The organism is Leptospira stimsonii (assembly GCF_003545885.1).
Classification (GTDB): Bacteria; Spirochaetota; Leptospiria; order Leptospirales; family Leptospiraceae; genus Leptospira; species Leptospira stimsonii.
Genome location: NZ_QHCT01000001.1, coordinates 330,322 through 349,948, shown reverse-complemented (window position 1 = coordinate 349,948; position 19,627 = coordinate 330,322). Strand labels below are relative to the sequence as shown.

General features: G+C 40.3%; 19 protein-coding genes. 4 read left to right on the top strand and 15 right to left on the bottom strand.

Annotated features, from left to right (window positions below; all coding sequences use genetic code 11):
- Positions 1 to 168 precede the first annotated feature (168 nt).
- From DLM75_RS01720 to DLM75_RS01655, 12 genes are all read right to left on the bottom strand, one after another.
- Positions 169 to 2,538: a SpoIIE family protein phosphatase gene (locus DLM75_RS01720; RefSeq protein ID WP_118967922.1), complete on the bottom strand. Its 2,370-nt coding sequence runs from the start codon at positions 2,536 to 2,538 to the stop codon at positions 169 to 171.
- Positions 2,535 to 3,839, bottom strand: a complete 1,305-nt coding sequence (locus tag DLM75_RS01715; protein WP_118966826.1) for a hypothetical protein — start codon at positions 3,837 to 3,839, stop codon at positions 2,535 to 2,537. The genes DLM75_RS01720 and DLM75_RS01715 overlap by 4 nt, the downstream gene beginning before the upstream one ends.
- A complete protein-coding gene (argJ, locus tag DLM75_RS01710) occupies positions 3,820 to 4,971 on the bottom strand; it encodes a bifunctional glutamate N-acetyltransferase/amino-acid acetyltransferase ArgJ (RefSeq protein ID WP_118966825.1) in 1,152 nt (383 codons plus the stop codon). The genes DLM75_RS01715 and argJ overlap by 20 nt, the downstream gene beginning before the upstream one ends.
- Positions 4,972 to 5,045: 74 nt before the next feature.
- Entirely contained in the window at positions 5,046 to 6,437 is a 1,392-nt protein-coding gene (locus DLM75_RS01705) for a HAMP domain-containing sensor histidine kinase (protein WP_118966824.1), read from the bottom strand.
- The gene (locus DLM75_RS01700; protein ID WP_118966823.1) at positions 6,427 to 7,131 is read right to left on the bottom strand and encodes a response regulator; all 705 of its coding nucleotides are present in this window, start codon (positions 7,129 to 7,131) and stop codon (positions 6,427 to 6,429) included. Before DLM75_RS01700 ends, DLM75_RS01705 begins: the two co-directional genes overlap by 11 nt.
- 231 nt (positions 7,132 to 7,362) lie before the next feature.
- On the bottom strand, positions 7,363 to 7,797 hold the full coding sequence (locus DLM75_RS01690) for a hypothetical protein (RefSeq protein ID WP_118966821.1): 435 nt from the start codon (positions 7,795 to 7,797) through the stop codon (positions 7,363 to 7,365).
- Positions 7,794 to 8,192: a hypothetical protein gene (locus DLM75_RS01685; RefSeq protein ID WP_118966820.1), complete on the bottom strand. Its 399-nt coding sequence runs from the start codon at positions 8,190 to 8,192 to the stop codon at positions 7,794 to 7,796. Before DLM75_RS01685 ends, DLM75_RS01690 begins: the two co-directional genes overlap by 4 nt.
- Entirely contained in the window at positions 8,176 to 8,775 is a 600-nt protein-coding gene (locus tag DLM75_RS01680) for an RNA polymerase sigma factor (RefSeq protein ID WP_118966819.1), read from the bottom strand. The genes DLM75_RS01685 and DLM75_RS01680 overlap by 17 nt, the downstream gene beginning before the upstream one ends.
- The gene (locus tag DLM75_RS01675) at positions 8,772 to 9,164 is read right to left on the bottom strand and encodes a DUF6249 domain-containing protein (protein ID WP_069605861.1); all 393 of its coding nucleotides are present in this window, start codon (positions 9,162 to 9,164) and stop codon (positions 8,772 to 8,774) included. Before DLM75_RS01675 ends, DLM75_RS01680 begins: the two co-directional genes overlap by 4 nt.
- A complete protein-coding gene (locus tag DLM75_RS01670; protein ID WP_118966818.1) occupies positions 9,161 to 9,337 on the bottom strand; it encodes an LIMLP_16695 family PerRB-regulated protein in 177 nt (58 codons plus the stop codon). The genes DLM75_RS01675 and DLM75_RS01670 overlap by 4 nt, the downstream gene beginning before the upstream one ends.
- A 296-nt stretch (positions 9,338 to 9,633) precedes the next feature.
- On the bottom strand, positions 9,634 to 10,308 hold the full coding sequence (locus tag DLM75_RS01660) for an NUDIX hydrolase (RefSeq protein WP_118966816.1): 675 nt from the start codon (positions 10,306 to 10,308) through the stop codon (positions 9,634 to 9,636).
- A gap of 33 nt (positions 10,309 to 10,341) precedes the next feature.
- Positions 10,342 to 11,508, bottom strand: a complete 1,167-nt coding sequence (locus DLM75_RS01655) for a ribonuclease D (RefSeq protein WP_118966815.1) — start codon at positions 11,506 to 11,508, stop codon at positions 10,342 to 10,344.
- A gap of 41 nt (positions 11,509 to 11,549) precedes the next feature.
- Between DLM75_RS01655 and purF the strand changes: the two genes are divergently transcribed.
- On the top strand, positions 11,550 to 13,022 hold the full coding sequence (gene purF / locus DLM75_RS01650; protein ID WP_118966814.1) for an amidophosphoribosyltransferase: 1,473 nt from the start codon (positions 11,550 to 11,552) through the stop codon (positions 13,020 to 13,022).
- A gap of 34 nt (positions 13,023 to 13,056) precedes the next feature.
- Here the strand turns inward: purF and DLM75_RS01645 are convergent, their stop codons facing one another.
- Both DLM75_RS01645 and DLM75_RS01640 read right to left on the bottom strand, forming a co-directional pair.
- Positions 13,057 to 14,250 (bottom strand): acyltransferase family protein, encoded by a 1,194-nt coding sequence (locus DLM75_RS01645; RefSeq protein ID WP_118966813.1) that lies wholly within the window; start codon positions 14,248 to 14,250, stop codon positions 13,057 to 13,059.
- A 186-nt stretch (positions 14,251 to 14,436) separates the two neighbouring features.
- Positions 14,437 to 15,870, bottom strand: a complete 1,434-nt coding sequence (locus DLM75_RS01640; protein WP_158586431.1) for an aminotransferase-like domain-containing protein — start codon at positions 15,868 to 15,870, stop codon at positions 14,437 to 14,439.
- 68 nt (positions 15,871 to 15,938) lie between these two features.
- Between DLM75_RS01640 and DLM75_RS01635 the strand changes: the two genes are divergently transcribed.
- Genes DLM75_RS01635 through DLM75_RS01625 form a run of 3 tightly spaced genes read left to right on the top strand, consistent with a single transcriptional unit; the run spans position 15,939 to position 18,417 of the window.
- Positions 15,939 to 16,721 (top strand): PhzF family phenazine biosynthesis protein, encoded by a 783-nt coding sequence (locus DLM75_RS01635; protein ID WP_167731719.1) that lies wholly within the window; start codon positions 15,939 to 15,941, stop codon positions 16,719 to 16,721.
- Complete coding sequence (locus tag DLM75_RS01630; protein WP_118966811.1) at positions 16,718 to 17,920, top strand: aminotransferase-like domain-containing protein; 1,203 nt, start codon at positions 16,718 to 16,720, stop codon at positions 17,918 to 17,920. Before DLM75_RS01635 ends, DLM75_RS01630 begins: the two co-directional genes overlap by 4 nt.
- Positions 17,921 to 17,928: 8 nt before the next feature.
- Entirely contained in the window at positions 17,929 to 18,417 is a 489-nt protein-coding gene (locus tag DLM75_RS01625; RefSeq protein ID WP_118966810.1) for a DinB family protein, read from the top strand.
- A gap of 18 nt (positions 18,418 to 18,435) precedes the next feature.
- Here the strand turns inward: DLM75_RS01625 and DLM75_RS01620 are convergent, their stop codons facing one another.
- Positions 18,436 to 19,617 carry an acyltransferase family protein gene (locus DLM75_RS01620; protein ID WP_118966809.1) on the bottom strand — a complete coding sequence of 394 codons (1,182 nt, stop codon included), beginning with the start codon at positions 19,615 to 19,617 and terminating at the stop codon, positions 18,436 to 18,438.
- Between the last annotated feature and the right edge of the window lie 10 nt (positions 19,618 to 19,627).

Here is a 19,627-nt window from a genome sequence, read left to right as displayed (position 1 = left end):
CAACCATTGACTCTTCCTCCGTGTTACTAACATCAGTTCTGAATTTTGTTCAGAGCTAAATGCCGTGATTAGGGACATAATTAATGGATCAAGATAAAAATGTAAAGTGTTTTAATAAAATTTTACAATTTTTTTTAAAATTTATTTCTCATCTTATTTTTTGATTCATCATGAAGGCTTATCATTCACTTCAACACAGATAAAAGATATATCATCGCTTGGATCTTTGATTCCGCGAAAGTCTTGAATCGTTTTTAATACAAGATCAGCAAGATCTTGTGGATTCAAATGATGATTACTCTTTAAAAGATTTAAAAAATTCTCATCTCCGAAGATTTCTTCATTCTCATTGAACGTTTCAGTGATGCCATCGGTGAATAAAATTAATTTATCACCTGGATAAATCGGTATCGTTAAGTGTTTATACTCGGTAGGCAATACTCCGAGAACTCTTTGTGTCTCGGTTCTCAATTCTATTTTACCGCTTTTTCGAATACAAATGGGTGAAGAGTGACCTGCATTGATATATTTGAACGTTTCTTCTTGAGAATTGTACTCTCCGCAGATAAAAGTCATGAACTCGCTTCCTCGATAACGTTCGATGAGAAACGAATTGATTACTTTGAAAATCGTCGATAAGTCCGATTTTTTACGGATTTGATTCTGAATGATGCCTCTGATCGCACTTACAAGGTATCCTGTTCCCAATCCATGGCCTGAAACGTCTCCTAAAGCCAACAACATTCGATTTGAATTCAATTTTTGAATGTCTAAGTAATCTCCGGAGATCCCAACGGCTGGAATCGAGAAGAATCCGATCTGTGTTCCCTTGATCGATCCTCCTTCCGCAACGTGGAGCGTCTTATCGATGATCGCGGCCATGTTGAGATCACGAACGATTCTCTTTTTTTCCACTTCTTCCGCTAATAACGCGTAGTTTTGCAGTAACATGGAGGCCATTCTTGTACATTCTTTCAGAAAATGAAGTTCTCCGAGATTAAAGTTCTTTCGATTGTTCTTCTCTCCGACAAGAAACACACCGAGAACTTCTTTCCCTTTGGAATAGTTGAAAATGGGATACGTTAGCTGTATTCCGGAGTTGTGAAGGAATTTATAAACCGATTCTCTGATTCCTAATCCGTATGCGAGGTGAGTTGTTACGGTAACTTCCGTATTTGCCGCGAAATATTGCCAAATTTCGGAGCTGGAGGAAATTCTGATGAAGTTGATGTTCCTTAGATCGGTTCTCGGAAATTTATCCGCAGGAATCAATACAAGAACCTTGCTGATATCCAAAGCTTCCGAAACTTTTCGCATCAGACTGTTGATCGTGGCTCTCATTGAAATCGGAGCGCTGATCATCGCGGATACTTTTTCAAGAGCTGTATGTAATTTTTGATTCCTCTTAAAACTCCAAGTATCCACGAGATTGGAAAGTCTGCGATTCAAGGAACTTAGAGTGTAGATACTTATCGAAAGAAACAGAATATTGAATTCTTCCAAATACTTGTCCGCCGCAATCGGATTGAACTTAAAGAAGGCTCCTAAGAGGAAGAGATAACCTCCCGCTAACATCAAAATCAGATAAATGGAAGTCAGTGAAGAGCTAAATGCAATCTGAACCGGAACGATCGAATATGTAAATGTTCCGTAGATGATCAAAACCGGAAAAATCAGAAACGCGAATAAGATCAAAAGTTTCGAAAGATCCGGTGAGATGATCTCTGAAAATTCCACGGAAACAAAGGGAAGAATGGAGATTGCGCTGAAAGCAAGGATCAGGCTGAGCTTTTTGAACAAACTCTGAAGAGGAAATAAATTCCGAATGGAATCCAAAATCAAAAAGAAGATACAGATCACGGAACAAAGAAGAATAAAATAAACCCCGTTGGTTGCGAGAATTCCGAAAATATGCGGGTCTGCTTTTTGAGAACGTCCAACAAAACCGGCGATGAGAGAAAAGATAAGTTCCGGTGCAAACCATCTTGTGGGTAATTCTTTTCCTCTCAATCGAAACGATATGTTGAGAATTACGAACGAAGTGAAATATAAAAAGAAGAAGAATAAAAAATGAAATTCGTGAAATCCCACCAGAAAAAAATTAAAAAGACTCAAACAAGATAAGGATCCGAATAACAAGAGCATATAAACGTCTCTCGTATAAAAGAAAAACCAGATCGCCACGGAAAGATAGATCAACGAAATCAAAATATCGCGCGTGAAATCCTTTAAGACCGAATAATCCGACTTCGGCGCGAGGATCACCGGAATCGTTTCGCTTACTCCCTTGTCGTAGACGTGAATTCCGTTTTCGTAAGATTGACCGGATTCAGCCATCTTAACCGCGATCTCCAATTCGAGAAGATCCACTTTTTTACCGAGTACGCCGGGATATTCCTCGTTCGTTTGAATGATGGTTCCATTCGGATAATAATAAAACGGCGGTCGTAAACTTTCGGAGGAAGTTTGTAAAACGCCGATGAGAAGCGCAAAGCTCAGTAGAATCAAAGAGATAAAAAGTAAAAGAATGTTTCTCACGATGGAAACCTCAGATCGTAAAAGGAAATCATAGGTCTCGTTTTCCAAGTGAGGATTAAAGGATCGTTTCCGATTTCTTCTTCCACTTCCCAGCCGATGGAAAGAAGATTTTTATCGAAATCGGAATTTCTGTGGACTTTAAAATTTTTCCCCGAACTCCGAAGAGAAATCGTACTTTCCATTCTTCGAATCACTCCCACCAAAAGGTCGTATTCTTCGTTCCAAGAAATCTCTTTGAGATACGATTCCACAAGATTCTTTATATAATTCAAACTTTGAACGGATTTTGAAGTTCTCGCCGAATAAAGAATTCCTAATATATAACAAAGAACCAAAACAGAGACTTGATTGGTTACGCCTAATTTTAAGATTACGAAATATGTTTCTTCTCCGTCTGCATTTAAGAATTCGACGAGTTCACCGGGTTCCCTCGATAGAATTTCGGTCCGTATGTTGCCGATCATCGGCGGTTCGGCGGCTTCCAGAAATTTTCTGATCTTACCCGCCGTTTCCAATTCCTTTCTATACTTTTTGTTTTCGGCAACTTGGGAAGATAAGATATGATTGTGAACTGCGATACCACATTTTCCGGATAAAAAACTGAGGTCTTGTCGAACCGAATCCTTCGGTATGTTCGAAACTGCAAGAAAACCGAAGAGAGTTTCTCTGTATACGAACGGAAGAATGAAGTTGGCCCTTAGGCTTACGAAGTCTTCATTGATTTCGTGATTCTGATCCGGCTCTCCGATCATCGCACCATTCTTCTTGTTCAGAATGTATTTTAGAAGTTTGGCATCCGGGTTGATTCCGTCGTGAGTGATTACCTTTCTTTGTTTTTTCTTTGCATACGTATGAAGTTCGAACGTTCTAAGATCGTTGTTGAGCAACGCAAGTTTGCCGTAGTTGCTTTCCGTCAATCGCACTAAATCCGGAAATACGTTTTTGATCAATCCGTCGTGATCGAATCTTCGATACGCCATTCTTGAAGACCGAGGATCGTCGCTTAGGTATTCCGAAATTAAAATAGACTTCAGTTTGCCGCTGAGTTTTTCCTGAAGAGGGAATAGAACGAAAACGGCAAACATAAGCGTCGACAATAGACTTACTTCCATATAATATTCTATCGCGGTAGGAATCACCGAAAGAATAAAAAAATAAAGTCCTAACGCGATGACGATGGAAATTCCTTTTGCGAATAGATTGATGATTCCGGAAATAAGATAGTAATCCGTTACGAGAGAACGAAACGCTTCTCTAAATCCGGGTTGTTTATTTGCGCTATCAGGTAGTATAGTAAGCATTCTCTTCGATGTATTTTTCAGTAAGATCGCAACCCCAGAATTTCCTGGAAGTAGCCCCAACATTCAATACTACATTTAAGGAAATTTCAGTATTATTTTTTAAATATTCGGAAAGCTTTTTCAAGGTTTCGGGATTCGCTTCCTTTACCGGTAGCGAGCCGAAATAAATTTCCAAACCTTCGAAAGAGATCGGTTCGTCAAAAACCTTACCGACTGCCATTACCAAACGGCCCCAATTCGGATCTCCGCCGTAAATCGCAGTTTTTACTAAAGGAGAATTGAGGATGGATTTTCCGATCTTTCTCGCTTGGATTTCGTTTTTCGCGCCGGTAATCGTTAGTTCGATCAACTTGGTTGCGCCTTCTCCGTCGATTGCGATGAGTTTTGTAAGATCCGTACATATTTCCACAAGAGCACTGGAAAAATCGTCAACCGAAGCTTCTCCCGCTAATCCGTTACAAAGCAAAGCCACCGTATCGGAAGTGGAAGTATCGGAATCGATCGTTAAACAATTGAAACTTTGATCGACCGAAGATTTCAATATCGAGTAGAGGTTCGTGTTTTCCGGAAGGGAGACGTCCGAAAGAATATAACAAAGCATCGTCGCCATATTCGGTTCGATCATTCCGGCTCCTTTTGCGATTCCGTAGATCACACCTTCTCCGGACTTCGTTTTAATTTTTCGGTAAGAAATCTTTTTTCGAGTGTCCGTGGTCATAATCGCTTCTGCGACTTCTTCCAGATTTCCCGGCTTCAAAAGTTCCTTTGCCTTTTTACAAGCGGGAAGAATCACTTCCATTTTAAGGGGAACGCCGATGACGCCTGTGGAAGAAGGAAGGACCAACTTTTCTGAAATGCCGAGAGATTGACCGATTGTGTTGCAAATGTCCCTAGAATTTTGAATTCCTTTTTCGCCCGTTGCAACGTTCGAGTTCTTAGAATTGATCACAATGGACTGAAGAAAACCCGATTGGATATGTTCCTTGCCGACGATGACGGGAGCGCCAGGAAAATTATTCTTCGTAAAAACGGCGGTGGCCTTGCAAGGCACTTCGGAATAAATTACTCCGAAGTCTTTCGTATTGTCTTTGATTCCGATATTTATCCCAAAGGATGAAAAACCTTTCGGCATGGTCATAGATAAGATCCCTCAACGTGTCTGTTGGGATCTATATTTGGAAAATTCTTCCTACGGGAAAGAAGAATTCAGGAAACTTCGGGTTGATACCGGATCGGAATGGTAACGGAAAAAATGGTTCCACCTTCGGGATTGTCGAAAACTTTCACGGAACCGTGATGAAGGCGAACGATATGTTTTACTATGGAAAGACCGAGACCGGTACCACCTTCCTTTCGGGACCGGTTTTTATCCACACGAAAGAATCGTTCAAAGATCCGGCTTTTGTCTTCGTCTTGAATACCGATTCCTTGGTCGATGACTTGAAACTGAACCTGATCCGGTTTGATCGGAAGAATTTTGAGCGTAATCGTTTTTCCGTCCGGGGAATAGGAGGACGCGTTTGAAATGAGGTTTAGAAGCATATGTTCCAAAAGGACCCAATCCGCGTATATCATCAGAGGTCCGTTCATCTCGACCACGAATTTTTGGTTCTTTGAAGAGATGACACCTTCCACGGTGTAACTTAAATTCTCCACCAAGGACTTAAGGGAGAATTCTTCATCTCCGGATATTTTTGTCTGATTCTCGATTCTTGTTATCGTGAGCATATCTTCGACGATACGGACCATTCGGTCGGTGTTTCTCGAGATCGCGTCGAGGAATCTTTTTTCGTGACTTTCCGGAGACAATTTGAGACGATCGAGTAACGTTTCCGTATAACCTTTGATAGACGTAATCGGAGTTTTGAGTTCGTGAGACGCATTCTGAACAAACTGTTCACGGATGATATGGGATTGTTTTTCCTCAGTGATGTTTCGGATAACGCCGATAAACATCAGAATTTTTCCGTTGGTTCTCAAGGGATACATCTTGATCGCGTAGAAGTTTTGACCGAGATCGATTTCCATTTTAGAATCGCCCGATCCTTTCAAATGAGCCGTAACAAATTCCAAAAGTCTGTGATCTCTCGTTGCATCGGCGACTTTTCTGGATCGAGAATTCGGCTCTATCAAAGAACCGGGAACACTTTTGTTTTGAAAAAGAATGGAAGCGTTGTCTGGATCGATCGCAAAAACGCCTTCCTTTAAGTTTTGCAAAACGGAATCGAATTTCTCTTTTTCAATCGTAAGATCCACGAATTGATTTTTGAGTCTGGTCGACATCAGGTTGATCGAAGAAGCTAGGTCGGCAAGTTCGCGAATGTCGGGAAGTCCCAGCTCCGAACCGAAATCTCCGGCGTTGATATCTCCCGTTTTTTTTTCGATTCGATCCAGAGGTTCGGAAACGCTCTTCGCGATCGAGTAGGACATATAAAACGTTCCGAACATCGCAAAGAGAACGTAAAATGAAAAAAGAAGAATTTTAAAATCGGGATGAACGAATTTTTCTACAAAGAGGACGGCGCCCGCTACAACAAGCAAAACGAGCAGGAGCAACCAGTTGCTAAGAAGAAGTTTTGAAAATAAGCTACGCCTCATTGAATCTATAGCCGATTCCGCGGATGGTCTCGAGTCTTTCTTTTTCTTCCCCGAGTTTATCGCGTAATCTCTTAATATTTACGTCGACCGCTCTATCCGTTACGTAAATATCTTTTCCCCAAACTCGATCCAATAATTTATCTCTCGTAAACGCAACGCCTGGATTAGTCATAAAAAGATTCAGAATCTTATATTCGATTAACGTTAAATCCACTTCGGTGTTATTGATAAACGCTTTGTGTGCTTTTAAATTTAGGAAAATGCTACCGATCGTGATATTTCCTTCGAATTGTTGTTCTTCTTCGGCATCTTTGGTTCTTCTTAAGACGGACCGAACTCTCGCGATCAATTCTCTTGTGCTGAAGGGTTTACGAACGTAATCGTCGGCACCGAGTTCTAAACCGAGAACCGCTTCCGTTTCTCCGGACTTTGCGGTGACCATGATGATCGGCATGGAATATTTTTCTTTGATTCTTTTGCAAAGATCCATTCCTCCGATACCGGGGAGCATCAAATCTAAAATTACGAGGTCAGGAGTATTCTTTTCGAGCTTGGGAAGAACTTCTAATCCGTTTTGGCACGTGTCTACTTGGTAGCCGTTTTCCTCGAGATGGAATCGGATCAATTCGGCGATATCTTCCTCATCGTCTACAACGAGGACTTTTTGTCCCGGGTTCCCTGATTGGTTTTTCATGAGTCCTATTCTTTTTTGCCGGCTTTACAGTTTATCTTACAACTTGATTTTCGTTTTCGAAAATTCTAAGTATAAAGATTCTGACCGATTTGGACAGATTGTCTATCTCTACCGAACAAAGTTTATAGTTCTAATATTCCAGAAATTCGTTACAATTAGAATACGAAAAAATTACAAACTCCAGAAAATCGATTCTCTCTAAAGAATTAGATGACAGAGAGAAAACAAAGGTTATTCTTTCTCGCCCAATTGTGAATTTATTTTACGAATCAACGCTCTTTGACGGAAAATTGAAAAGACGAGGAAACCTCCAAGTAATATGGATCCGATTAGATAAACTTCATTGAGACTTTTGAGTCTTTCTTGTTCTTCTTCGATCGCCTTGATAGCTTCCAAGTGAGAGATTAAGAAGTAAAATTTATCCGCATTCTGCCATTCCTTTTTGGATTCTTCCCTAATTTGAGTAATTAGTACCGCGGCGTCTTCCTTTTTCATTTTTTGAATGATCGGGAACACTTGGTCCAATTCGGAATTCAAATATTCTTTTGCGCTCATCACGGGTTTGGAATCGGAAGATATCTTATCAGCAAAAACCGCTCCAATCGGATAAAATAACAAAAGAGTAAAAATGGTAAGGATATAAATTCTCAGTGTAGTTTGGTTCATTCAAAAAAGCCTAATTTGTTTTTCCATTCTTTCGTATATGGATTTCTATAATGGACAAGATAGATTCCGGCCAATATCGCGAAAACACAAAACAGAATGCTACTTGTTACTAAAATCAGAGGTAACAACCCCGTTTCAATCAGAAATCCTATATCGATAAAGAAGAGGACAGTAAGAGGGGAGAATCCCAAAAGAAAAAGGCCGGATAAGATAATCTTAATATTTCGAACCGGAATGATGTGAAGCATCACCCTTTTTTTTAAATCGGGAGGAACGGTCATATTCTCGGAAGAGTTCCCTGGTTGTTCCTCGAAAAAATGCAATCTTTCTTCAAGGTCGGGAGGAACGGAATCCTGGAGTTGAGAGTGGGAAGGTGAATTATTCTTGTTTTTCATTCTCTTCCTTATTCAACCAATCTCTCATGATTTCTTTTCCCCTGAAAATATAACTCTTCAGAGTGTTCATTTTCAAGTTTAATTTTTTTGAAATTTCTTTATAGGACATATTCTCAAAGTAGTGGAGCGCGATCGGTTTTCGATATACATCGGGGAGGTTTTCCACGAGATTCCGAATCTTTTCCGAACTTTCTTGATTTAAAAGTTTGTTTTCTTGTTCGGAAGTGATTTCTTTTTTTTTCTCCTTTTCATTTTCGGCGAGAATCAAGGCATCCAAACCGGAAATCTCCGGGTGTTCTTTTCGATATCTTCTGATAATTTCATTTCGGGCGATCGTAAAAAGCCAAGTGGAAAATTGGGAACGCCCTTGAAAGGTGGACAAACTTTCAAATGCTTTTAGGAATATGTCTTGGGTGAAATCCTCAGCCTCCGTTTCATTTCGAAAGGCTTTGATCGCTTGCGAGTAAACCAGTCCTTGATACCGGTTCATCAATTGTTCGAAAGAGTTGAAATCTCCATGTAAGACTTTTTGAATGCAATCCCAGTCTTCCGGTTTGCATAGGATGGAAGGATTTTCCCTCATCGGGAATATTTATAATAGCAGAGTAATCCTAACCCGGTTCCGAGGGGAACGAGTCCGCCGAGCATCGCGAGTGATTGTCCTAATACGGAAATAAATCCGATAGAAAGGGCGATTCCGACAAATGTGAGAATCAATCCTAAGAAAAAAGAATACGTTCTAAGATCGAAGGACTCTTTTTTGTAAAGCCCGGCTTTGATTATCTCAATCCGTTGTCTATACCACCAATAAAAAACAAAAAACAACAAAGCGCATCCGAAGACGATTCCAAAGATAGGTACAGAATACAGCACAACTTTATATTCCGATCCGGAGCTGGCGTTTTGATCCTGAAGGTGTTTCAGAATCAAATCCAGTGTTTGTAGTAATTTTGCTTTTTCTTCTGGGTTCATCTTACAATGGCAGTAGTAGTTTTTCTATTTTCCGCTTTCGTCTTGAAGTAAGGAAATCTTTCTTCAATGCCTGGGCGATTGATCAGAGATTGATACCATTCTTCTTCTTGAAAACTTTCTTTTAAGAATGAATTACGAATTTCGGTTTGAAATAAGTTCTTTAGTATTTTCATCGTTTTTACCTCCTTATAGATTATGTCCGATTAAATTATCGGCAGAATCAAAAATTCCATCCAATAATTTACGACTTCTGCCTTGCTCCGAATTATTTTCTACGAAAAAGGTGGAAGGGAAAGAGCCGTCTCTTTTCTACCGAATTCTTCGAGCCGTTTCCAAAATGACTTCTCTGAAAAGATCAAACTGGGAATTCAACGCGCGCTTCGAGTCGCTTCAAGGTTCCGCCCGTTATGGGACAAGTTCCTATCCACAATTTTCAGACGTAGATCTAGATGAAGAAAAAAAAGTCTTTTTAACTTTTTTTAGAGAATTTACGAATCGGATCAAAAAAAGGAGGAACTCCTAAGTTTGGTTCGACTCTGACCGGTTCACGATTGAATTCTGCGTGTTCTCGGAGAAAATTTACGATAATTCTTCCGGTTGCACCCCAAAGTAATCCTTCTTCCAAGTCGAAATAGTAAATTTCCAACTCTTTTGCGCCGGATCTTCGAATTCGAATCGAATAGAACGGAGAAGTTTCCAGGCGATTTAGATCCAATAAAATAGATCGTTCTACTTCTTCCGGGTTTGTATTGAACTGAAACGTTCCGTTGTATCTCGCTATAAACGGTGAAATGTGAAATCCAGTATGAGTATAAAGTCCCGGATATTCTCCTAAGACGTCGAGGACGGAACTCGGTTCTCCCATTTCCTCTTCCCATTCTCGAAGTGCGGTTTGTAAAAGATTCTTATCTTCCGAGGAATGCGCGCCTCCCGGAAAGGAGATTTGTCCCGGATGGGCCTTGAGATTGGAATTTCTTTTTTGAAGAATGATACCTTGCGTTTTGTCCGGTTTTTCGTAGATCGGAAGAATGACCGAAGAAGCTTTTGTTTTTTCTTCTCCGGGTAAGGGAGGCGCCGGAATTCCGTTAAAATTCTCCTGAGGAATCGCGAGTCGTTCTTTCAGCGTTTGAAAATCGAACTTCATCTTGAATCTACATTCAGAAAATTGAATCTTCCTTTATTCGAATTTTTTGTTAATCGGAATCAATCCTTTGAGATTCGATTCGTACGGAATGTTTTCCAGTGCGGATAAAATGGAAGGTCCATAATGAATTACTTTCCATTCCGAGAACAAATTCATTTCCCTCAGTTCGTCCAAGGTTTTCGGATTTCTCTGAGCGAGTTCGGCGATCATTTTATTGGAAGGCATCATCTGATGACTCATTCTTCGAATGGACATGATCGTTTCTCTCCAGATTCTCAAACGTTTGAATCTTTCGCCTTCTTCGTTTGTGAGATTTTCTCCGGGCTTTTTGAAAAGTTCCGATTTCTGAATCGGAGGTCCGCTCGGATTCGCATAAATTTGAAAGAGAGTTTCCGCGTCTTTTTTTCCGAGAACTTCCGTTAGCTTCGCCATATCTCTTCTGTTTTTCATGAGAAGGACCACTTTTTCGTTGTTAAAAACTCGAAAGGGGGCTTTGTTCAATTTGCGCGACTTATCATCGCGGAAAACCAACGTATCGTAGATAAATCTTCTCTCATCCGCGCTGAATTCTAAGATTTCGGGAAACTTATCCAAAGAGATGGAGTTCCCTTCGGAACCGGCTTCTTCCATCGCGATTTTTTCGAATTCGGAAAGCGCTTCGTCATAGAGGTTTCTCTTAATGAGTTCCTCTTTCATTTTTTCCCAAATCGTTTCTAAGTAAACGGTATCTAAAGCCGCGTATTGAAGCTGACTTTTTTCCAAGGGCCGCTTTTCCCAGTTAGACTTCTGTTCTTTCTTCGAAAGCTTTATTTTATGATAATAATCGACAAGATGTGTTAGGGAATATTGCTCATGATCCAAAAGACGAGAGCTGAATCCTGTATCCGCGATATTCTTAAACTTAAAACCGAAATCCTTTTTGAGGGCTTTGATATCATCAATGGCGGAATGGAAGATTTTTAGAATTTTTTCTTCTTCAAAGAGCGCGCCCAGACCCTCTAAGTTTTGTAACTTTAACGGATCGATGATGTAATTTTTTCCCTTCGCGGAAATTTGAATCAGACAGACTCTGGAAAAATACGTATAATATCCGGAGGACTCCGTATCTATGGAGATCGAGTCAGCCTGACCCAAATTGATGAGAACGAGTTGTAGGCTTCGAATTGTATCTACGACGATGTAATCGGAATTTATTTGCATGAAAAACGCGACCTGAGATTTTAAGCTTAAGAAGGCAGAGAATGAGCTCAATTCCCGATAAATCCAGAGTAAGAAGACAAGCCCAGGATGACAAACCAAAAGATGAATGCGCGATATTTGGTATTTTCAACGCACCGGAAGCTTCTAATTTCACATATTTAGGTCTCTACTCGATGCAACATCGGGGGCAGGAATCCAGCGGGATTGTTTCCTCGGACGGCGAGCATCTGTACCGATACGCTGGGATGGGATTGGTCGCCAATATCTTTACCGAGACCAAACTAAAAGAACTTCAGGGCAATTCCGCGATCGGCCACAATCGTTATTCTACAACCGGAGCCAGTTTTTTAAGAAACGCTCAACCTCTTCGGGTCGAATCCCATCTCGGTCCGGTTTCTCTCGCTCACAACGGAAATCTTGTCAATTCTTGGGAACTCCGGAGCCAACTGGAAAAGGAAGGGAGCATTTTTCAAACTACGATCGACTCCGAAGTGATCGTTCATTTGATGGCACGATCCGGAGAAACCGATTTTCTTTCCGCACTTTCCACCGCTCTGAAAAAAGTGAGAGGCGCTTATTCGCTCGTGATTCTTACCAAATCTCAATTGATTGCGGTCCGTGATCCAAACGGCTTTCGTCCGTTGGTAATGGGGCGAAGAGAAGACGGAGCCATCGTTTTTGCATCCGAAACTTGCGCCTTTGATATAACCGATACGAAATATGAAAGAGACGTAGAGCCTGGAGAAATGATCGTCGTTGATAAAAACGGAGTCAGTTCTTATTATCCGTTTCCAAAGGCGACACCAAGCCTCTGCATTTTCGAATACATCTACTTTGCCAGACCCGATTCCAATATTTTTGGAGAATCCGTTTACAAGGTTCGTAAGAATTTAGGAAGATTCCTCGCCAGAGAATTGCCGGTGGAAGCCGACGTGGTCATCCCGGTTCCGGATTCTGCGAGTATCGCGGCCTTAGGTTATGCGGAAGAATCAGGTATTTCTTATCAATCGGGATTGATTCGTTCGCATTACATAGGAAGAACTTTTATCGAACCGGATCAGAAGATTCGGGATTTCGGAGCGAAAATCAAATACAACGTTGTGCGAAATGTCGTCGAAGGAAAAAGAGTCATCGTAGTCGATGATTCTATCATGAGGGGAACGACGAGCCGAAAAATCATCAAAATGATCCGCAACGCGGGAGCGAAGGAAATTCATCTTCGAGTTTCTGCGCCTCCGACGGTTTCTCCTTGCTATTACGGAATCGACATCCCGACTCACAACGAACTGATTGCGGCAACACATACGATCGAAGAAATTCGAAAGTATCTCAGAGTGGATAGCATCGCTTATTTATCCGTTGAATCCATGAATCGTGCGGTGATCGATCATAAGGGCGGAGGTTTTTGCAACGCCTGTTTTACTTCGCAATATCCCGTTGAGTTTCAGAGCGAGTTGGGAAATCAGAAGAGTCTTTTTAAAGAATACCAAGTCGAAGAAAGAGCCGTTTACTAAATCGGCTCTTTCTTTTTTCAAGACGGAATTTTGATTATACCTTATCCGGTGTAGGATGTTGTTTATCTATTTTTACCTTTAGATTGTGGAAAGGTCTCTCGATGATGAGATACAAAATCCAACAAGAAATAAAAATCTTGAGACAAACGATCACGTAGATCGAGAAAAATCCGGACCAACTCAAGTTATCCATTCCTTTCCTGACAAATCGAATCGCTAAAATTCCGTGCCAAAGGTAAATCGTATAACTCAATCTCGAAATCGGTCTGAATAAGAACGAAGAGAAAAACTTATAGACCGGACTAGCGGGAATCATCGCCGAAATCGTAAGCAGAATAAAAACGATGTGGTAAAGATTATAGCTCAACGTGTGTTCCAAAACCGGATGTTTCCGAATTTGTACTCCGATGATAAATAAAACGACCGCGCCTAAGAATAAGAAAAAAGCATGAAGGCCGTTCCAGTTCTGAAAGTATCTCTTGTTGAAAATTTCAAAAGTGATGATACCGACGAAAAGTGCATCAAAACGCGTATGTGTCGCATAATAAATTCCGCCAATCGGTCCATAATAATAATGATAAAATCGAAAGAAAATGGGAATGATATAGATTACGGATAAAACGAGCATTCTTCGTTGAAACGGAAGTTTGAACAAAGCAAACAAACAGAGAAAAGGAAGGATGATATAGAAATGCTGTTCTAAGGACAAAGACCAACCGAATTCGAAAACACGGTTCGGATTGTAATTGGAATACAGAAAAATATCGGACCAAGGATTGGAAATTGCGACGGATGCTCGATTTAGAACGAAGGCTTCAACCTCGTTTAAGTTCGATTTCGCCTTCATTTCGTTGTAAATCACGATCGAAAATAAAAAGGTAATCATCAAAACCGTATAATAAGCGGGATAAATTCTTAATATTCTCTTCAGATAAAATTCTTTTATATTGAGTGTGGAATATTTTTCGTAAGCACGGAACAAACCCGCATAGATCAAAAGACCGCTCAAAAGGAAAAATAAATCCATAAAATGAATCATACTCAAAATCGAATTGAGAGATGATTCGGTTACCAATCCTTGTTCTAAAAATTGGTGGGCGTTGTTTTCCCATAAGTGAAAAAATAAAACGATTAATATTGAGAAGGCTCTTAAGCCGTTGAGAGATTCGATTTCTTTGGGATCTTTTTTAAAAACACCGAAAATATAATCCAGGATCTTGTTTTTCATTTTTTATCTTTGTACCGAACTGACTTCATTGAATTCTTTGGAAACTTCACCTTGATGACGGGTGACACCGCTATCGTCAACTCGTAAACAAGTGTCAGAAACGAGGTCTAACGAGCGTTTTATCCAAATTCAATTTTCCATCTGGCACGTTATTCGTTTGAGCCTATTGTAAGGGAAAAAAATTGATTAAGAATGTTTTAATTGCGCGGTTAGCTTTCCTAACGTTTTGATTTTTTCCTCTACCTTTGGTGTTAAACGAATTCCTCCGCTCAGTCTGAGGAAGTTTCTAAAGTTTCCCGTTCCCGAAAAAATAGGACCGGGCGCGATGGAAATATTGTATTTCCATGCTTCGTTTTGTAGAAGAAGACTATCCACTTTGGCCGGGAGTTCTATCCAAAACACAAGACCACCTTGCGGATTGGAAATTGAAGTGGTCTCCGGGAAATGTTTTAAAACCGATTCTCGAATCTTAGCAAGATTGGAAGAAAGATTTCTTCGAAGAATTTTTATATTTCTTTCATAGGAAGTTTTGAGATATTCACTCAACGCGATCTGCGGAATACTAGGAAGCGCTAATCTGGAAAGTTTTAATTGTTTTTGCAATTCCTGTCCTTTTTTTCCGGGAAGAATCCAACCGATTCTCAAATCAGGGGAAACAATTTTAGAATAAGAAGAAATCTTATAAACGATTTCTTTTTTATCGAAGGATTTTAAGGATAAGGGACGAGACGACGTAAAATAAAGATCTCCGTAAATATCATCTTCGATGATCGGAATGTTTTTATTCGAGCAAAGCTCCACGATGATTTTTTTGTTCTCGCTGGATAGAAGACTTCCGGTTGGATTTTGAAAATTCGGATTTAAGACGATACATTGAATCGGATATCGATTTAGAGCGTCTTCCAAATGAGAAAGACTCATTCCATGAATTGGGTCCGTGGGGATTTCTAAAACTTTTCTTCCCAACCTCTGAATGCTCTGGAGAATCCCAAAGTAAACCGGAGATTCAACTGCGATTAGGTCGCCCGGCTTTGTCAAAACTTGGATACAAAGATTCAACGCGTCTTGACAACCGTTTGTAACGATGATTTCGGATTCATGACTTGCGATTCCTTGAAGAGAGGATCGTAACGAAATTTGTTTTCTAAGTCCCGGATATCCCTGTGAATTTTGATAGTTATGACTATCCGCGATTAAGATCGCTTTTTTTAAATTCTTGTGGAGAGAGGGAATGGGTAGATATTCTTTTTCCGGAATAGCGGTTCCCAACTGAAGAATATCAGGATTTTGTAATGAATCCAAAAGAGACGAGATTCTTTCGTCGATCCCGAAGGAAGAAACGAGTTTCGGTTTTTTAGGCATCGTCGGAACTTTCAATCCAGTTTTCCTCGAAAGTACAACGTACCCCGATTTAGGCCTGGATTCAATGTAACCTTCGTTTTCTAAAAGTTCGTAAGCCAATAAGACTGTCGAGATGCTAACTTTGCTTTCAATGGAAACCTTTCGCAACGATGGAAGTTTATCACCTGCCTTTAGAGTTCCCGATTCGAGCATGGATTTGAGCGAAATTGCGATCGACTCATATTTAGAATTTTGATCTGTACTGGTTGAAATGTTCATTTCTGTATCTGTTATGATCGAGGTAAATTTGTTATAACATAATACAGTGCCAAAGGAAATCATTTTTTATGAAACTGAGAATTCTACAGATCGACGCTTTCGCTGAAAAAGTGTTTCAGGGGAATCCGGCCGCCCTTTGTCCTTTGGAAAAATGGATCTCTGAAGATTCCATGCAGAAGATCGCCCTTGAAAATAATCTGAGTGAAACCGTTTTTTTCGTACCGGAAGGGGACTTCTTTCGAATTCGGTGGTTTACTCCCGAACAAGAAGTAGACCTCTGCGGTCACGCAACTCTTGCTACGGCCCATTATCTTTTCGATCAAGGACTGATCAAAGGAGACGTGGCCCGATTTCAATCTCTTTCGGGTGAACTTTCCGTTTTTAAAAAGGAGAATCTTCTTTATCTCGACTTTCCTTCTCGAAAGCCGATTCGAGTGGAGAATACTCCGAAAGAAATTATAGAATCATTTTCAATTCTACCCAAAGAGGTTTGGAAATCCAGAGATTATCTTCTCGTCTATGAGAATGAAAACGATCTTCGTGAGCTTTCCTACAACGTCGAGATAGCGAAGAATTTGGATTCTTTAGGAATTATAGCGACCTGCCCCGGAAATGATTATGATTTTCTCTCCCGATTCTTTGCACCTGCCGCGGGTTTGTACGAGGACCCTGTTACAGGTTCGTCTCATTGTTCCTTGATTCCTTTTTGGTCGGAAAGATTGGGGAAGAAAAATCTAAACGCGTACCAAGCTTCTCGAAGAGGAGGAAAACTTTTTTGCGAAGATTTGGGGGAACGAGTTCGAATCGGAGGAACCTGTGTTCCGTATTTGGAAGGATGGATCGACGTATGAACGAAAACGAATTTTCATATTCGGATCGGATTTTAAAAACGAATCGATCTTTCATTCGAGAAATCTTAAAGGTGACATCTCATCCGGAAATCATTTCCTTTGCCGGAGGACAACCTGATCCCGCTTTGTTTCCTTTGGAAGAATTACGAAGTGCAACGGATTCCGCGTTTCAAAAATACGGTTCTCAACTGCTTCAATACGGTATTTCCGAAGGATATACTCCACTTCGGGAAAAAATCTTTGAAAGATATTATAAAAACATAAAATATCCTGGCGTGAGTTCGGAAAATATTCTTATTACTACCGGATCACAACAAGCTTTGGATTTGATCGGCAAAATTTTTATCAATCCGGGTGATCCGATTCTCATGGAACGTCCAGGATATTTGGGAGCAATTCAAGCGTTTTCTCTCTATGAACCGTTTCTGATCGGAGTTCCCTTGGAAGACGATGGATTGGATCTTGTCGCATTAGAAAATACTCTTTCTAAAACGAATCCGAAATTTTTGTATTCCAATCCCACTTTTCAAAACCCGACGGGCAAAACTCTTTCCTTACAAAAAAGAGAGTGGATCGCCGAGATTCTGGGAAAGCACAACTGCATTCTAATCGAAGACAATCCTTACGGCGAAATTCGTTTTGAGTCGGAGGCCATTCCTAGTATTCAATCTTTGTATCCTGAAAGGACGATCAGTTTAGGAACGTTCTCAAAAACTCTTTCACCCGGATTTCGAGTCGGTTGGATTTGTGCTCCGAAAGAAATCCAGAGCAAATTTTTAATCGCAAAACAGGCGAGCGATCTTCATTCCAATATTCTTTCTCAGATCGTATTGAGCGAGTATCTCGATCGTTTTGATCTGGATCTTCAAATCGACAAGATTCGAAATTCTTACAGATTCAAAAAAGAACGCATGGAAGAATCTTTGAATCGTTATATGATCGATTTAGCTGATTGGGTTTCGCCGAATGGAGGGATGTTCTTCTGGCTCACTCTGAAAAACGAAATGAATTCCATGAAACTTTTCGAGGCCGCAATTGCAAATAACGTGGCCTTTGTGCCAGGGATTCCTTTTTATACGGAAAAACCTGAAACGAATACGATGAGAATCAATTTTTCCCATTCTTCGATTGAAACGATCGAACTTGGAATTCAAAGAATCGGCGAATCGATTCGAAAACTTTCGACGATTTCTGTCTGAGAGGATATATGATAAGTCCGGAACACTGTAGACTTTTGGCTGAATACAATCGATGGATGAACGAAAAAGTTTATTCCACCTCTTCGAAGTTAAGCGATCTTCAGCGTAAAGAAGATAGAGGCGCATATTTTAAATCGATCCATTCCACTTTGAATCATATTCTTTGGGTGGATTTGTCTTGGCTGGCGAGATTTCAAGGAAAGGAACTTCCAAAAGGAACGGCCGGTTCTGATCTTTATTCGGACTTCGGTGAATTGTTTCGAAAGAGAAAAGAATGTGATGAAAAGATCATCGAATGGGCCTCAGGAATTGAATCGACTTGGCTTGAAACCCCTTTCCGTTTTTTCAGCATCGTTTATCAGAGAGAACTTGAAAAGCCGACTTGGGTTTTAGTCGATCATATTTTCAACCATCAAACCCATCATCGTGGTCAGATCACAACTCTCCTTTCTCAAATGGGTCTTGATGTCGGAATCACGGATCTGGCGTGGATGTAGTATCGATTTGAATTCTTCTTACGATTCGGATTCTTTCAAAACTATTTTCTTTAGAATCAGAAACGGTTTCTCGATCGCCAAGTATAAGATCCAAGAAACGAAAAAACAAGAGAGAATCGCCAATAATACGGCGATAAAAAATTCGCCGATGCCGGGAGATCGAACTCCTGAAAGAACTTTCGAAACTACAATGCCCGCGATTACGACATTCCATAAATACATCGTATAACTGAGTCTCGCGATCGGTCGTAAGATGGAAAAACTGAGTAAGGATGAAAGTAGGCCATCATTCCGAAGGGCGGAGTAGATTATCAATGTATAACCTATATTAAATAAATTGAAACCGATCGTTCTTCGGAACCAATGCTCTAACGGAAAAATGTGTCCCACGAAAAGGAATAAAATTGATAGAATTAAAACTGAATGTTCCTTCAGTTTTCGGTTTCTCGATTCTAAAGGTTGCGGAAGACATCGAATTTCCGCAAGGATCATACCCGCGATCAAACTGTCCATCCTAGTGTGTGAATAAATCAGAACTGAAATATCGGAATTCTTGATAAAGTAGAAAAATCGAAAGAACAAAGGAAGTAAGTAAAGAATCGTCAAAAAAAGAATCCTTTTCGAAGGCCTTAACCTCAGCAAAACAACCGTCGAGAAAAGGGGAAGCAGTAGGTAGAACTGTTCTTCAATTGAAAGAGACCAGCCGACCAAGGAAAGACGATGTTCGGTATAATTCGAGATATAAAAAAAATCCGAATAACTATTCTGCAACATCTGGGAAATTGAATTTAATTCCGCAGACTGAAATTCGTTCGGATTTGGAATACTGTATAATTTCTGAAACTGTCCGTGAAAATATATGAAAAGTATGATAAGGCAAAAATAATATGCGGGAAAGATACGAAGGCTCCTTCCGATCAAAAACCTTTTTTGACTAAATTTAGCCGGTTCATTTTGGTATTTTAGAATTCCTGAATATATCAGAAAGCCGCTCAAAACGAAGAAAAGGTCTACTCCGGAGTTAAAGTTCGAAAGTACGGTCTGAAGAATTTTCGGCATCTTTGTAACGGAAAACGGGAGCCAAACGTGATAGATGATTACCAAAAGAATCGCGATAGCACGGATTCCATTTAAGGATTGAATTTCTTTTTCATTCTTTAGAAAAGGGGAAAGAATATACTGGAGAAGTTTTTGAATCAAAGTCAGAACT

Coding starts and splice junctions, on each gene's coding strand:
- DLM75_RS01715 (WP_118966826.1), bottom strand. CDS start 3,839: ATGCTTACTATACTACCTGATAGCGCAAATAAACAACCCGGATTTAGA.
- argJ (WP_118966825.1), bottom strand. CDS start 4,971: ATGCCGAAAGGTTTTTCATCCTTTGGGATAAATATCGGAATCAAAGAC.
- DLM75_RS01705 (WP_118966824.1), bottom strand. CDS start 6,437: ATGAGGCGTAGCTTATTTTCAAAACTTCTTCTTAGCAACTGGTTGCTC.
- DLM75_RS01700 (WP_118966823.1), bottom strand. CDS start 7,131: ATGAAAAACCAATCAGGGAACCCGGGACAAAAAGTCCTCGTTGTAGAC.
- DLM75_RS01690 (WP_118966821.1), bottom strand. CDS start 7,797: ATGAACCAAACTACACTGAGAATTTATATCCTTACCATTTTTACTCTT.
- DLM75_RS01685 (WP_118966820.1), bottom strand. CDS start 8,192: ATGAAAAACAAGAATAATTCACCTTCCCACTCTCAACTCCAGGATTCC.
- DLM75_RS01680 (WP_118966819.1), bottom strand. CDS start 8,775: ATGAGGGAAAATCCTTCCATCCTATGCAAACCGGAAGACTGGGATTGC.
- DLM75_RS01675 (WP_069605861.1), bottom strand. CDS start 9,164: ATGAACCCAGAAGAAAAAGCAAAATTACTACAAACACTGGATTTGATT.
- DLM75_RS01670 (WP_118966818.1), bottom strand. CDS start 9,337: ATGAAAATACTAAAGAACTTATTTCAAACCGAAATTCGTAATTCATTC.
- DLM75_RS01660 (WP_118966816.1), bottom strand. CDS start 10,308: ATGAAGTTCGATTTTCAAACGCTGAAAGAACGACTCGCGATTCCTCAG.
- DLM75_RS01655 (WP_118966815.1), bottom strand. CDS start 11,508: ATGCAAATAAATTCCGATTACATCGTCGTAGATACAATTCGAAGCCTA.
- purF (WP_118966814.1), top strand. CDS start 11,550: ATGAGCTCAATTCCCGATAAATCCAGAGTAAGAAGACAAGCCCAGGAT.
- DLM75_RS01645 (WP_118966813.1), bottom strand. CDS start 14,250: ATGAAAAACAAGATCCTGGATTATATTTTCGGTGTTTTTAAAAAAGAT.
- DLM75_RS01640 (WP_158586431.1), bottom strand. CDS start 15,870: ATGAACATTTCAACCAGTACAGATCAAAATTCTAAATATGAGTCGATC.
- DLM75_RS01635 (WP_167731719.1), top strand. CDS start 15,939: ATGAAACTGAGAATTCTACAGATCGACGCTTTCGCTGAAAAAGTGTTT.
- DLM75_RS01630 (WP_118966811.1), top strand. CDS start 16,718: ATGAACGAAAACGAATTTTCATATTCGGATCGGATTTTAAAAACGAAT.
- DLM75_RS01625 (WP_118966810.1), top strand. CDS start 17,929: ATGATAAGTCCGGAACACTGTAGACTTTTGGCTGAATACAATCGATGG.